This is a genomic window from Herbaspirillum sp. meg3 (assembly GCF_002257565.1).
GTDB lineage: Bacteria > Pseudomonadota > Gammaproteobacteria > Burkholderiales > Burkholderiaceae_D > Herbaspirillum.
Window position 1 is genome coordinate 5,098,420 of the sequence record NZ_CP022736.1, and the last position, 12,960, is coordinate 5,111,379.

Consider the following 12,960-nt stretch of genomic DNA (forward strand, 5'->3'; position numbering starts at 1 on the left):
GGAGCCACAAGGGCTCCCGGGAGACAAATTACGAGTGGTAAGCCGATTCGCCGTGGCTGGAGATATCCAGACCTTCGCGTTCTTCTTCTTCCGTCACACGCAGACCGATCACGATGTCGACCAGCTTGAAGGCGATGAAGGAAACCACACCCGACAGGATCACGGTAGTCAGCACGCCTTGGAACTGAATCCAGACTTGACCGCCGATGGAGTAGTCAGGAGCGACTGCGTTGGTAACGTAGTCATAGATACCTGTGCCGCCCAGGCTAGGCGCAGCGAACACGCCAGTCAGGATCGCACCCAGGATACCGCCCACGCCGTGCACGCCGAAGACGTCCAGTGCATCGTCCGAGCCCAGAATCTTCTTCAGGCCGGTAACACCCCACAAGCACAGCAGACCGGCGATCAAGCCCAGGACAACCGCGCCGCAGACACCGACGAAGCCGGCTGCAGGAGTAATTGCCACCAGACCGGCAACCGCGCCCGAAGCTGCACCCAGCATCGACGGCTTGCCCTTGCCGACCCATTCGCCGAAGCTCCAGGACAGGACAGCAGCGGCTGTTGCCAGGATAGTGTTGACGAAAGCCAGCGCAGCGCTGCCGTTAGCTTCCAGAGCGGAACCCGCATTGAAGCCGAACCAGCCGAACCACAGCAGCGAGGCACCGACCATGGTCAATGTCAGGCTATGCGGCTTGAAAGCTTCCTTGCCGAAACCGACGCGCTTGCCGATGACGTAGGAACCAACCAGACCAGCAACCGCCGCGTTGATGTGAACCACGGTGCCGCCGGCGAAGTCCAGCGCGCCCTTTTGGAACAACCAGCCGGAGATTGCAGTTGCTTTTTCAGCAGCAGCAGCATCGGTGAATGCATCCGGACCAGGCCAGAACCAGACCATGTGGGCCATTGGCAGGTACGAGAACGTGAACCAGATGATCGAGAACACGATCACGGCCGAGAACTTCACGCGCTCAGCGAACGAACCGATGATCAGCGCAACAGTGATCGCAGCGAACGCGCCCTGGAAGGCCACGAACGACAGCTCAGGAATCACGACGCCCTTGCTGAAGGTTGCTGTATTCGAGTCGCCGGTCAGACCGTGCAGGAACAGACGATCAAAGCCGCCGAAGAATGCGCCGCCTTCTGTGAACGCGATGCTATAGCCGTAGACGAACCACAGGATATAGATCAGCGAGAAGATCACGAAACATTGCATCAGCACGGACAGCATGTTCTTGCTGCGGACCAGGCCGCCGTAGAACAGGCCCAGGCCTGGCAGTGTCATCAGAATCACAAACGCTGTACAAATCAGCATCCATGCAGTATCACCCTTGTTAGGGACAGGGCCTGGAGCAGCGGCTGCCGGTGCAGCTGGAGCTGCCGGAGCTGCTGCCGCTGCGGCTGGAGCCGCAGCAGGTGCTGGTGCTTCAGCTGCTTTCGGCGCATCAGCCTTCGGGGCTTCTGCGGCCGGCGCTGCAGCAGCGGCTTCAGGCTTAGGCGCATCTTGCGCCTGCGCCGGAGCGGCAAAACCTACCGCCAACAACAAAGTGCCGATTGCCAGCGCACTTGAAAACATTTTTTTGATACTCATTACTGTTCCCCCTTAGAGAGCGTCTTTGCCGGTTTCACCGGTACGGATGCGGATAACGTCCAGCAGATCTTGTACAAAAATCTTGCCGTCGCCGATTTTGCCTGTACGTGCTGCAGCCTCGATGGCTTCCAGCGCGCGCTCGACGATGGAATCGTCGACTGCAGCTTCGATCTTGGTCTTCGGCAGGAAGTCCACGACATATTCCGCACCGCGATACAGCTCGGTGTGGCCTTTTTGACGGCCGAAGCCTTTGACTTCAGTCACGGTGATGCCTTGCACACCGATCGCCGACAAGGCTTCGCGCACCTCGTCGAGCTTGAATGGTTTGATGATCGCTGTAATCAGTTTCATACCGACCTCAATTAGAAAGTTTTGCTAAGGGAGAAAACGACGCCGTTACGACCAACATTTTTCAGACCATTTGAGGCTGGTGTTGTGCTGACGCCATCTTTCAGGTCAGTACCGACATATGCCACACCCAGAGTGATGCCGGCCAGATCTTCAAATGTCTTGCTCACGCCGATTTTCCAGTCGTTGTAGCTGAACTGGGCGGTCGAGCCGTGGACGCTTTGGTGACCCAGATGCAGGCCGACCACGGTGCCGAAGTAGCTGTCGATGTTGGCGCCCAGATCATAGTACTGGCTGTATTTGCTGTTGACTGCGCCAAACAGGTTGGTCAGCGATTGCGAATACTTGAAGTAGCCCGGGCCGTAACCAACCTGACCATAGAGTTCGAATGTATTGGCATTCTTGACGCCGCTGTTTGCCAATGTGTTGCCTGGGTAGTAGTAATACAGACCGCCGACGTCATAAGTGAAGCCGCCACCGATATCGCCGCGCTTACCGCCGTAGATGTCCCATTCAATGTTGCCCTTGGTGCTTTGGCCGGCGATTGTACCCGCGTCCTTGATCCACTTGATGTTGGTCGCCCATGTACCCAGGTACAGACCTGTTGGGTTATTGGTGTAGTCAGCACCAACTTGCAAAGCCGGATCGAAGCGTGTTTGTGTCAGACCGCGGTAGCGATAATCGCTGACGACAGCAGCATTGAAGGTGAATTCATTATCTGGCTTAGGTGCGTCCTCGGCATGCGCGAAGCTTGATACAAACGATGCTGCGACTGCTGCTGCAAGAATCAATTTTTTCATGGCGTCCCTCTAGGTTTCTGTTAAACAACAAATTATTCATTTCTGCACAATTTGTATAGCAGGAGCCATGCCACCCCTTGTTGACGGGTTTGCGTTACTTTTTTTAGCGCAAATCAACATTCCAATTAGGCATTTTTTCTTTTTTTCCCAAATATAGTGCATAAATCTCGTCCATGCATGATCACGCACAACAATAGGGCGCAACAATTTCAATTCAACATTTTCCCAACGGAAATAAAGCGTCTTTAATGGTGCAAATGAAATCCTTTTGCCAGCTTGCGGCCAAGTTACATCACTGGGTGGAATATGACGTTTCTCCAAGACATTATTTTCCCTGCCGCTGAGCGCTATTAAATAGGGCAACGAATGTCCGTCGGTAGAACGTTCACGTATAACTTCCCGGTAACTCGGCGGAGATAGAGACTGTTATGTCAGTCTCGTCAAAACGTGAGGACGCGCATTTATTTGCAAAATAGCAACTAAGCTACTGAACGTTTTCTATCGCAACAGAACAAAGGAAGAGATGCGCGCCCGGTTTCTTTGCCGTTCACATTCCTTCGGCATGGCGAAAGCGCTACACTTGCCAGATCGTCATTACCGAAACATCACAGATAAAAAGGACCATCATGGACAAACCACAATTTTTCGAAGATCTTCAATCCAAAATCAATAAGGCGATCGAAAACTCGCCCGCCAAAGACATCGAAAAGAACGTCAAGGCCATGTTGAGCCAGGGCTTCTCCAAACTCGATCTGGTGACGCGTGAAGAATTCGACATCCAGGCACAAGTGCTGGCCAAAACCCGCGCCAAGCTTGAAGAACTGGAAGCACGCGTTGTCGAGCTCGAAGCACGCCAAAAAACATCCTGAGACTCGACCAGTCACATTGCGTCTGTCCTGATCTTCAGTCTTCGATTTTCAATTTTTCATAGCCGCACCGCTATCGCGCCGTAGATGAGTCTTGCTGTATTAAAGAGCCGTGCGCTTGCGGGTATGCATGCACCGCAGGTCACGGTGGAAGTTCACCTTGCCAACGGCTTACCCTCCTTCACCATCGTTGGCCTCCCTGAAACCGAGGTCAAGGAATCCAAAGATCGCGTCCGCGCGGCCTTGCAGAACGCACGATTCGAATTCCCGGCGAAAAGAATCACTGTCAACCTAGCGCCGGCAGATCTGCCGAAAGAATCCGGCCGCTTCGACCTGCCGATTGCACTGGGCATTCTTGCCGCATCAGGCCAGATGCCTGCCGATGCGCTGGATGGCTATGAATTCGCCGGTGAGCTATCGCTCTCCGGCGACCTGAGACCAATCCGGGGCGCACTGGCAATGACCTACGCCATGCACAAGTCGAATAACAGCGATGGCTGCGCGCGCACCTTCATCTTGCCGCGCGAGAATGCCGACGAAGCAGCATTGGTCAGCAATGCGACAATCTTTCCCGCCGACTCTCTATTGCAAGTGTGCGCGCATTTCGCCGGCTTTGATCCGGATGCGAGATTGAGCCGCCATCACCCTTCTGTGCAGCCTGCGGCACCAGCGTATCTGGATTTTTCCGACGTCAAAGGGCAGTTACAGGCCAAGCGCGCATTGGAAGTCGCCGCAGCCGGCGGCCACAGCGTCCTTTTAGTAGGTCCGCCAGGAACAGGCAAATCCATGCTGGCGGCGCGCTTTCCAGGTATCTTGCCGCCCATGACCGATGACGAAGCGCTGGAATCTGCAGCGGTTCAGTCGGTCACCGGCGGGTTCTCCACCACGCGATGGAAAATGCGTCCCTACAGATCGCCTCACCATACTGCGTCCGGCGTAGCGCTGGTCGGCGGCGGTGGGACACCACGCCCGGGGGAAATCTCTCTGGCGCATCGCGGGGTTTTATTTCTGGATGAATTGCCTGAATTTGATCGCAAAGTCCTGGAAGTATTGCGCGAGCCGATGGAGTCCGGCCGGATTACCATCTCGCGTGCGGCACGACAGGCTGACTTTCCTGCGAGATTTCAGCTGATTGCCGCCATGAACCCGTGTCCATGCGGTTTCTTTGGCCATCGGGAGAAGCAATGCCGCTGTACGCCCGATCAAATCGGCCGGTATCAGGGAAAAATCTCCGGCCCTTTGCTGGATCGCATCGACATGCAAATTCAGGTCGGCGCACTCGCGCATGACGAACTACTGCAGCAAGCCAACGGCGAAACATCCGCAAGCATCGCAGGACGCGTAGCGCGCAGCTTCGATTTGCAGCAACAGCGTCAGCAAAAGAGCAACCACCTTTTGTCGACGCGTGAAATCGACATGCACTGCAAACCCGACGACGCCGGTGAGGATTTGCTGAAGGCCGCCATGACACGGCTGAACTGGTCGGCACGCGCCTATCATCGCGTGCTCAAAGTAGCGCGTACCATTGCCGATCTCGGGCAAGCTCCCGTCATCGGCAAGGCCCACATCGCCGAAGCAATCCAATACCGCCGCGCCTTGCGCGAACAATAGTCAATCCCGAATAAGCAATCACCGGCCGCCCGCAAACATGCAGGCGGCTCACTGGTTTAAGCCGCCTTTTGCAATAGCCTGCGCACGAACCAGATAATCACCGCAGCAAATACGAACAACGCCAGCCATTGCGCAGACGGAGCAAAACCGGCACCGACCAATGCCAACGGCTCATCGCGCCCGCTGGCACCGATGACCGCCGCCAGCACTACGCCCATGATGCTTTCCCCGACAATGAGCCCTGATGTCACCAGCACACCACGACGTTCGATACGCTCAACGCGGTCAAGCCCGGTCTTGTCGCCGGAAGCCTTGCGCTTCGCCAGATGCAACTGCAGTCCCCATGCGACCAGCGCCCCTGCCACCAGTGCCATGCCAACTGTCGGCGGCAGGTAAATGCCGAGGCCGACCGCCAGCGCAGGCAAGCGTGCGCGACTCCCGCGACGTTCCAGCATGAAGTCGATGGCAATCAGGACAATGCCGATCGCCACGCCGATCAGGATCATGGTCCAGTTCAACTCATGGGTAAAGATGCCGGTGGAGATCGCGGTCATCAGGGTCGCCTGCGGTGCGGCCAGCGCGTGCGAAGCGTCCATGTCCGGGCGCGGCAGCGCACCGACGAAGCCGTAGGCGTTGTAAAGCAGTTCGAGGATCGGCGAAATCACCGCGGCGCCCACCACGCAACCAATTAATAAGGCAATCTGCTGACGATAGGGCGTTGCACCGACCAGCCAGCCGGTTTTCAGATCTTGCAGATTGTCGTTGGCAATAGCAGCAATTGCGATGATGGCCGAGGTCACGAAAATGGCCAGAGCGATCGGCAGCTTGCTCGAGCCGGGTGCTGCCAGCAAGTGATCAATGCTTCCGGATGCCAGCAACAGCAGTGATACAAGAATCATCGCGATGATGCCGACGCCGGAGATCGGACTGCTGGACGAGCCAACCAGACCGGCCATATAACCGCAAGCAGCAGCCACCAGAAAACCGAATACGCAAGAAAACAGCAGGCTCATTGCCACCAGTCCGCACAGCAAAGGCAAAGACAATTGAGCGTCCAACAGAAACAACGCGAAGATCAGCGTCAACACCGCCATCACGCCAACACCGATCAGCACGATGGCGCGTGCCGGCAAGTCGCGATCAGTCATTGCGCGCGTACCGCCCGCTGCTGCATGCTTGCGGTCGGCCAGTGACTCGCGCACACCCGCCAGCATCGGCTTGAACAAGGTAATGAGCGTCCAGATGGACGCGATGCCGATGGTACCGGCGCCCATGAAGCGCACCTGCTTGCTCCATATGCCGGTGGCGTACGTTGCGATGGCGGTGCCCTCGGGTGTCGGTGTCAATAGGGTGAGGATAGGCACCGCGAATACCCAACTGATAATGACGCCGATCAGCACCGCAACACCGGCGACGATGCCGATCAGATAACCGGCGCCCAGCAAGGCCAGTGAAAAACCAAGCGGCAAGCGGAACACCGCAGTGCCTGCGCTAACCCAAACGTTGAATCCCTCCGACAACACGCGAAAGCCACTGGTCAGCAGCGCCACTGCTGCCGATATGACACTCCCGGCCCAGATATCGTTGAGACCTTTACGCACGTCATCGCTGTTGCTGTCATTGCCTGCAGCATCCTTGGTGTTGCCCACGCGCAGAATTTCTGCCGCAGCCAGTCCTTCCGGATAGGGCAAGTCGCTGTTGACCACCATGACGCGCCGCAACGGAATGGTGAATAGCACGCCCAGCATGCCGCCGGCGGCGCAGATGCCGAACGTCTGCCAATAGGGAAATCCTTGCCAGTGCCCGACCATCACCAGTCCCGGCAGGATAAAGATGACGGCGGACAAGGTGCCTGCCGCAGAAGCCTGCGTCTGCACCATATTGTTTTCAAGGATGCTGGAGGAGCCGAACAGACGCAGCACCGCCATCGATATCACGGCAGCCGGGATCGCGGACGAAAAGGTCAGTCCGACCTTCAGGCCCAGATAGACGTTGGAAGCGGTGAAGAGCACCGTGATGAGCGCGCCGAGGATGACGCCGCGTACCGTCAGCTCGGTCAGCTCGGTCAGATTGTGTTGCGGGGAATGGGGCATGGGAATGTCTCCTTCTTTGATTGCCGCCTGCCGGTAAGCAATTACCGTTTGCTGGTGGTTTGCATCTGTTTGGTCGGATTATTTGTCTGTTTTATGCCCTCTTTCGAACCAGCCCCGTTTGCTATCATGAGAGCCTTCCATCTCAATTTTGCCCCCATGAACAAGCACGTCCGCATCGCCGCCGCTTCCCTGTTGCTGGCTTTGACAAGCGCACTCGCTTTCGGTGCCGAAAATATTGCCAGCGATCGCGACATCGGCAAAGCCATGAATCTTTTGCCACCCGATGTGCAAAAAAACCTCGATGAAAATGCGGCCAGAGACGCCAAAGCTTCGACCGCCAAAGAGCCGGAACTGAGTCCGCGCTGCCGCCAGTTGCGCGCCGATATCGACCGTGCACAACACGGTGAACCGGAACCTCATCACGATACGTACCCGCAGGAGCGACGGCGCGATGGGGGTTTTGTGCCTCCGCCCTCGTCCATCCCCGGCGTACAGGTCAATTCGTCCAACAGCACACTGGGCCAGATTCGCTATAGCCGGCGCGCACGACTCGAAGATCAATTCCAGCGCGAATGCCGTTAAGCAGCGATACTGACGCTCCAGATTTCATGCTTTGTGTGTGATGAATTGCTGCCTAGTCTTTGTGGGTGATGTCGAGGCCGGCGCTTTTTTAAATCCGATTGTTTTCTATGTTCATTGGTATTCTTTGCGCCCTGTGCGCGGGCCTGATGTGGGGCCTGGTGTTTGTCACTCCGCTGCTGCTGGCGGATTATCCCGGCGTGGTGTTGTCGCTGGGACGCTATGTCGCTTTCGGCCTCATCGCGCTGGTGCCCGCCTTCTTCGACCGCAAGCGGATTGCTTCGCTGAGCCGCGAAGACTGGAAAGTCGCCTTCAAGCTGTCGCTGGTCGGTAATCTGCTGTACTACGCCATGCTCGCCACCGCGATTCAATTGGCCGATGCGCCGTTGCCTACGATGCTGATCGGCACCTTGCCCATCGTGATTTCCGTCTGCGCCAACTGGCGTCCCGGACATGCCTCGGAATCGGTCGCCTGGAGCCGTCTTGCGCCGTCGCTGGTGATCTTGTGCATGGGTCTGATGCTGGTCAACAGCAGCGAGCTTGAGCATCTCCGGAGCAGTGTGGACAACACGCGCTCCACCACGGACTACATGCTGGGATGTCTCGTCGCCCTCTGCGCGGTGGCCGCCTGGACCTGGTATCCGATCGTCAATTCACGCTATCTGCGTGCTCATCCGCGCATCAATTCGATGACCTGGGCCACGGCGCAAGGTCTCGCTACCCTGCCGATGGCGCTGGTGGGTTTCGTCCTTTATGGGATCTACAACCATGTCGCCGGCAACAGCTATGACTTCCCGCTGGGGCCGCGTCCGGAGTTCTATATTCTGATGATGCTGCTGATCGGCTTGTCCGCCTCGTGGATCGGGACGCTGCTGTGGAACAAGGCCAGCCAGTTGCTGCCGACCGCATTGGTGGCCCAGTTGATCGTGTTCGAAACCCTGGCCGCGCTGCTATACGCCTTTTTGTTGCGCGGCATGGCCCCGGACATGAAGATATTGGCCGGCGTGGTCTTCCTGTGCGTGGGCGTGGTCTTCGGCGTACGCACCTTTTCCCGGCAAGCGCCGGTGTCACCCCCACTGTGAGCTCGCCCATGCGTTCATTCCGTCTTATCGTCCTGATCTGCGCTCTTGCCTTGCTGGCCGCCTGCTCTCCCAAATACAACTGGCGTGAAGCGCATGGCGACAAGGTTCAGTTCACCGTGTTGCTGCCTGCCAAACCAGCATCGTTCTCGCGTCAGATCGACCTGAATGGCATAGCGGTGGCCATGACCATGACCGCTGCCGAGATCGATGACGTCACCTTCGCCGTCGGCGCGGCGGAGCTGGCCGACGCGGCGCAAGCGCCCCAGGCGCTGGCGTCGATGCGCACTGCCCTGATCAATAATATTGGCGGCACCGCGCGCGCCACGCCCATTCCCGGTAAAACTGAAGGCGCACAGGCGCTGGATGTCGTCGCGACCGGTGTCGCACGCGGCCGTCCCATGGTGCTGATGGCGCGGCTGATCGCGAAAGACAAGCGGATCTACCAGGTACTGATCGTGGGCGAGGAAAAAGCAGTGACGCCAGAAAACATCGAAACCTTTTTCACCTCCTTCAAGCCAGCCTGAGGCGAAGATGGGACAGAGATGAAGCGGAGATGACAAGCGCAGCGATGCCGAGGTATGCTATCGGACTGCTGTACGCCGAATAGTTGCATTTAGCGTTGTCCGAATGGAAACGCTCTGATTAACATCAATACCCTGAGGAAATATGCTGGTTACGTTCAAATCAAAAGCTGCTGCCGATGTTGTCATGTATGAATCGCATGCCAAGCCCATCCTCGACCTGCTGCACAAAGATGTCTCCCGTGGTGTGATCACCGCTGCCGAGAGCGCCGATGCGATCGCCCTGCTGGAAAAGCAAATCGACTCCAGCAAATCGCATGAAGCCGCCGAAGCGCTGGAACGCGATGTACACGCGCATCACAATGCCAACGGCGACGACCATGGTCACGAAAAGATCGAGCCGGTCACATTTTCGGCACGTGCTTATCCGCTGCTGGACATGCTGCGTGAAGCAAAGAAGGGAAATTACGACATCCTCTGGGGCGTTTGAAGTTTAAAACCCAAGGATTTAGACACAACACAGGAGCTGCGGCTCCTGTGTTGCTTTGTGACATACAAAACTTATTGGACAGCTTTGGCTGCCAAGCGAAACTCAGTGAAGTAATACAACAAGGCCAACGCAGGGAACGCAAAACCCAGCAAGGACGTGGCGCCCCACCCGCCTTCGGCATAAATCCACGCTCCCAATGCGGAGCCAAGTGCGCCACCGCCAAAGAAGGTCGCCATGAACAGCCCGTTAAGACGGCTGCGGATCTCGCCGCCGAGCGCATAAATGGCGCGCTGGCTCAGGACCAGATTGGCTGACACGCCAAAATCGAGCAAAATCGCCGCCGCCAGCAAGATCGCCAGCGACGACTCGCGGCCACCCGACCAAAAATGCGTCAGCAAAAACGCTGCGGCCCCCGCGAACATCGCAATGCCGGTGGCCGGACGGCTCCAGCCACGGTCCGCGACGCGGCCGGCAATCGGCGCCGCGATCACGCCGATCACGCCGGCAAAGGCGAACAGCGCGATTCCCTTTTGCGACATATTGAACGCCGGGCTTGCCAACCAGAGCGGCGAGGTCGTCCAGAACAGACTGAAGGCGGCAAACATCAGCGCGTGATACATCGAACGCCGACGCAGAATCGGCGTCGTTTTGACGAGATGCCACATCGACGCCAGCAAAGCGAAGTAGTGCATGCCGGCCGGCGGGCGGCGTTGCGGCAGATAGCGCAATAGCACCAGCGCCAACAAAGCCGTAGCGACTGCCGACAGGCCGAAAATCGCATGCCAGCCCAGCAAATCCGCCACCAGACTCGATACCGGGCGCGCCAGCAAGATCCCCATCAGCAAACCGCTCATGACATTGCCGACAGCGCGTCCACGCGTTTCCGGCAAGGACATATGTGCCGCGTACGGCACCAGCACTTGCGCGCCGACCGAACTGACGCCGATGATGAACGCCGCAAGAAAGAACTGCGTGGCGTTGCTCGCATACGCAGCGCCGACCAGAGAAATACACGTGATGACCATCAGGCATACCACCAGTTTGCGGTTTTCCAGCAGATCACCGGCCGGGACAATAAATAGCAAACCCAGTCCGTAACCAACCTGGGCCAGCGTGACGATCAATCCGGCAGCGGCCGGAGAAATGCCGGTGGCGACGGCGATCGGACCGATCAGCGGCTGCGCGTAATAAAGATTGGCGACGATGATGCCGCAGGCGGCAGCCAGCAACATGATCATCCAGCCGGCGATATCCTGTTGCTTGCCCTGTACTGCTGTTACGGTTTCCATGAGACGGGTCTTCCGGTCGAAAAAGAGGGAAACACTGTAGCCGAATTGGCGAAATCCTGCCGGTGAGGCCCATCCGCATGATGTAAACCGGGAAAGAGATTTGGCGGTCATCGCATCGCTGCGATTCACGCTGTCCGAGAAGTCGCTCTCCCATCGGAATCCCGCTCGTTGGCCGGTGCGCCCGCTTTTTTTGTATTTTGTTACGGCGGCGGTCATCCGTAATAGCAGCGGAGCCATGGTCGCTGGTACACTGACGCTCCGCGCGGACGTACGGATTCATCGGCGATCGCCCGATGAAAATGACCAACCGCGCCCTCGGCGGCGTTGTGACGGACGTCGGCTTCGACGTCGAACCAGCCTTTAAATAGCATTAATGTGACTCAATTTTCATTAAAAACAGATTCCCTCGCATATAGCCTGCACGGCGCGGCGCAAGCGATTGTCGCCGTTCGCGAAGGCACCGCCCTGCCGCAAGCGCTGGCGCGCATTTTTGCGCACTATGACACCACACCACAGGCGCGCGGCGCGATTCAGGATCTGTCCTATCTGAGCATGCGCAAGCTGGGCGTCGCAGACGGACTGCTCGGTCTGCTGGCCAACAAGCCGCCGCAACCGGCCGTGCTGCACGGACTGCTGACCTGTGCGCTCAGCCTGCTATTGGACAACACCAATCCGGCGTACGACGATTTCACCGTGGTCAATCAAGCCGTCGAGGCGGCGGCCGCCGATCCCGAAATGAGCCATGCCAAAGGCGTGGTCAACGCTATCCTGCGCCGCTTCTTGCGCGAGCGTGCAAGCTTGCTGCCGCAAGCGGAAAAAACGCCGGCCGGCACATGGAATTATCCAACCTGGTGGATTGATCGCCTCAAAGGCGCGTATCCGGATCAGTGGCAAGCCATTCTGCAGGCGGGCAACGCGCCGCCGCCACTGACCTTGCGCGTCAATCGCCGCAAGAGCACGGTCGCCGCTTACCTGCAAACACTGACGGCACAGGGTGTCGGCGCGCGTCAGGTTGGCCCAGATGCGGTGCGCTTGGACAAACCCACGCCGGTGGCGCAGATCCCCGGCTTTGCCGATGGTCTGGTGTCCGTGCAAGATGCAGCCGCCCAAATGGCGGCGCCTTTGCTGGACGTGCACGACGGCATGGTTGTACTTGATGCTTGTGCCGCGCCCGGCGGCAAAACCGGCCATCTGCTGGAATGCGCCGACATTGATCTGGTCGCGCTGGATCATGACCCCAAGCGTCTGCGCCGGATTGAAGAAAACCTGCGGCGTCTGCAACTGAACGCGACGCTCAAAGCCGGTGATGCACGCGGCGATGATACGAATGCAGGATGGTGGGACGGCAAACAATTCGACCGCATCCTCGCCGATGTTCCCTGTACGGCCTCAGGCATTGTGCGTCGCCACCCAGATATTCGTTGGCTGCGCCGCAAAACTGATACGGCACAACTCACAACACTTTCCTCGCAAATCCTCGACAATCTTTGGCAGATGCTAAAGCCGGATGGTAAATTGCTGTTGGTAACATGCTCGTTGTGGCCGCAGGAATCGGAAGAACAGGCTGCCGCGTTTGCCCAGCGCAACCAGGCTCTTCGACTGCCAGCTCCAGGTCAACTGCTGCCCACCGCCAGCGCAGAAACCGACCATGACGGCCTGTTTTATGCGCTGTTTCAGAAAACTGGACCATGAA

13 protein-coding genes are annotated in these 12,960 nt (G+C 57.8%); 7 read left to right on the forward strand and 6 right to left on the reverse strand.

Annotation, left to right across the window (positions count from 1 at the left end; genetic code table 11):
- Nucleotides 1-28: 28 nt before the first annotated feature.
- Genes amt through hmeg3_RS24845 form a run of 4 tightly spaced genes read right to left on the reverse strand, consistent with a single transcriptional unit; the run spans nucleotide 29 to nucleotide 3,057 of the window.
- Nucleotides 29-1,588 (reverse strand): ammonium transporter, encoded by a 1,560-nt coding sequence (gene amt, locus hmeg3_RS23005; RefSeq protein WP_094565783.1) that lies wholly within the window; start codon nucleotides 1,586-1,588, stop codon nucleotides 29-31.
- Nucleotides 1,589-1,600: 12 nt separating this feature from the next.
- Nucleotides 1,601-1,939, reverse strand: a complete 339-nt coding sequence (locus hmeg3_RS23010; protein WP_007884397.1) for a P-II family nitrogen regulator — start codon at nucleotides 1,937-1,939, stop codon at nucleotides 1,601-1,603.
- Nucleotides 1,940-1,950: 11 nt separating this feature from the next.
- Nucleotides 1,951-2,736 (reverse strand): TorF family putative porin, encoded by a 786-nt coding sequence (locus hmeg3_RS23015; RefSeq protein ID WP_094565784.1) that lies wholly within the window; start codon nucleotides 2,734-2,736, stop codon nucleotides 1,951-1,953.
- Nucleotides 2,737-2,772: 36 nt separating this feature from the next.
- Nucleotides 2,773-3,057: a hypothetical protein gene (locus hmeg3_RS24845; protein WP_157739330.1), complete on the reverse strand. Its 285-nt coding sequence runs from the start codon at nucleotides 3,055-3,057 to the stop codon at nucleotides 2,773-2,775.
- Nucleotides 3,058-3,362: 305 nt separating this feature from the next.
- Here hmeg3_RS24845 and hmeg3_RS23020 point away from each other — a divergent pair, with 305 nt between their 5' ends.
- A complete protein-coding gene (locus hmeg3_RS23020; RefSeq protein WP_094565785.1) occupies nucleotides 3,363-3,605 on the forward strand; it encodes an accessory factor UbiK family protein in 243 nt (80 codons plus the stop codon).
- 84 nt (nucleotides 3,606-3,689) lie between these two features.
- Nucleotides 3,690-5,213 carry a YifB family Mg chelatase-like AAA ATPase gene (locus tag hmeg3_RS23025; protein ID WP_094565786.1) on the forward strand — a complete coding sequence of 508 codons (1,524 nt, stop codon included), beginning with the start codon at nucleotides 3,690-3,692 and terminating at the stop codon, nucleotides 5,211-5,213.
- Nucleotides 5,214-5,269: 56 nt separating this feature from the next.
- Here hmeg3_RS23025 and hmeg3_RS23030 read toward each other — a convergent pair whose 3' ends face one another.
- Nucleotides 5,270-7,306 (reverse strand): OPT family oligopeptide transporter, encoded by a 2,037-nt coding sequence (locus hmeg3_RS23030; protein WP_094565787.1) that lies wholly within the window; start codon nucleotides 7,304-7,306, stop codon nucleotides 5,270-5,272.
- A gap of 156 nt (nucleotides 7,307-7,462) precedes the next feature.
- Between hmeg3_RS23030 and hmeg3_RS23035 the strand changes: the two genes are divergently transcribed.
- From hmeg3_RS23035 to hmeg3_RS23050, 4 genes are all read left to right on the forward strand, one after another.
- On the forward strand, nucleotides 7,463-7,888 hold the full coding sequence (locus tag hmeg3_RS23035) for a hypothetical protein (protein ID WP_094565788.1): 426 nt from the start codon (nucleotides 7,463-7,465) through the stop codon (nucleotides 7,886-7,888).
- A 107-nt stretch (nucleotides 7,889-7,995) separates the two neighbouring features.
- The gene (locus hmeg3_RS23040; protein ID WP_094565789.1) at nucleotides 7,996-8,967 is read left to right on the forward strand and encodes a DMT family transporter; all 972 of its coding nucleotides are present in this window, start codon (nucleotides 7,996-7,998) and stop codon (nucleotides 8,965-8,967) included.
- Nucleotides 8,968-8,975: 8 nt separating this feature from the next.
- Nucleotides 8,976-9,491 (forward strand): hypothetical protein, encoded by a 516-nt coding sequence (locus hmeg3_RS23045; protein WP_094565790.1) that lies wholly within the window; start codon nucleotides 8,976-8,978, stop codon nucleotides 9,489-9,491.
- A gap of 142 nt (nucleotides 9,492-9,633) precedes the next feature.
- The gene (locus tag hmeg3_RS23050) at nucleotides 9,634-9,978 is read left to right on the forward strand and encodes a DUF1840 domain-containing protein (RefSeq protein WP_094565791.1); all 345 of its coding nucleotides are present in this window, start codon (nucleotides 9,634-9,636) and stop codon (nucleotides 9,976-9,978) included.
- A 71-nt stretch (nucleotides 9,979-10,049) separates the two neighbouring features.
- On the opposite strand, the gene hmeg3_RS23055 is transcribed toward hmeg3_RS23050, so the two are convergent.
- Nucleotides 10,050-11,267 (reverse strand): MFS transporter, encoded by a 1,218-nt coding sequence (locus hmeg3_RS23055; protein WP_094565792.1) that lies wholly within the window; start codon nucleotides 11,265-11,267, stop codon nucleotides 10,050-10,052.
- A gap of 375 nt (nucleotides 11,268-11,642) precedes the next feature.
- On the opposite strand from hmeg3_RS23055, the gene rsmB reads away from it, so the two are divergent.
- Nucleotides 11,643-12,959, forward strand: a complete 1,317-nt coding sequence (gene rsmB / locus hmeg3_RS23060; protein WP_094565793.1) for a 16S rRNA (cytosine(967)-C(5))-methyltransferase RsmB — start codon at nucleotides 11,643-11,645, stop codon at nucleotides 12,957-12,959.
- Nucleotide 12,960: the final 1 nt, after the last annotated feature.

What these genes read in the sequence shown, in the direction of transcription:
- amt (WP_094565783.1), bottom strand. Translation starts at nt 1,588, where the DNA reads ATGAGTATCAAAAAAATGTTTTCAAGTGCGCTGGCAATCGGCACTTTG.
- hmeg3_RS23010 (WP_007884397.1), bottom strand. Translation starts at nt 1,939, where the DNA reads ATGAAACTGATTACAGCGATCATCAAACCATTCAAGCTCGACGAGGTG.
- hmeg3_RS23015 (WP_094565784.1), bottom strand. Translation starts at nt 2,736, where the DNA reads ATGAAAAAATTGATTCTTGCAGCAGCAGTCGCAGCATCGTTTGTATCA.
- hmeg3_RS23020 (WP_094565785.1), top strand. Translation starts at nt 3,363, where the DNA reads ATGGACAAACCACAATTTTTCGAAGATCTTCAATCCAAAATCAATAAG.
- hmeg3_RS23025 (WP_094565786.1), top strand. Translation starts at nt 3,690, where the DNA reads ATGAGTCTTGCTGTATTAAAGAGCCGTGCGCTTGCGGGTATGCATGCA.
- hmeg3_RS23030 (WP_094565787.1), bottom strand. Translation starts at nt 7,306, where the DNA reads ATGCCCCATTCCCCGCAACACAATCTGACCGAGCTGACCGAGCTGACG.
- hmeg3_RS23035 (WP_094565788.1), top strand. Translation starts at nt 7,463, where the DNA reads ATGAACAAGCACGTCCGCATCGCCGCCGCTTCCCTGTTGCTGGCTTTG.
- hmeg3_RS23040 (WP_094565789.1), top strand. Translation starts at nt 7,996, where the DNA reads ATGTTCATTGGTATTCTTTGCGCCCTGTGCGCGGGCCTGATGTGGGGC.
- hmeg3_RS23045 (WP_094565790.1), top strand. Translation starts at nt 8,976, where the DNA reads ATGCGTTCATTCCGTCTTATCGTCCTGATCTGCGCTCTTGCCTTGCTG.
- hmeg3_RS23050 (WP_094565791.1), top strand. Translation starts at nt 9,634, where the DNA reads ATGCTGGTTACGTTCAAATCAAAAGCTGCTGCCGATGTTGTCATGTAT.
- hmeg3_RS23055 (WP_094565792.1), bottom strand. Translation starts at nt 11,267, where the DNA reads ATGGAAACCGTAACAGCAGTACAGGGCAAGCAACAGGATATCGCCGGC.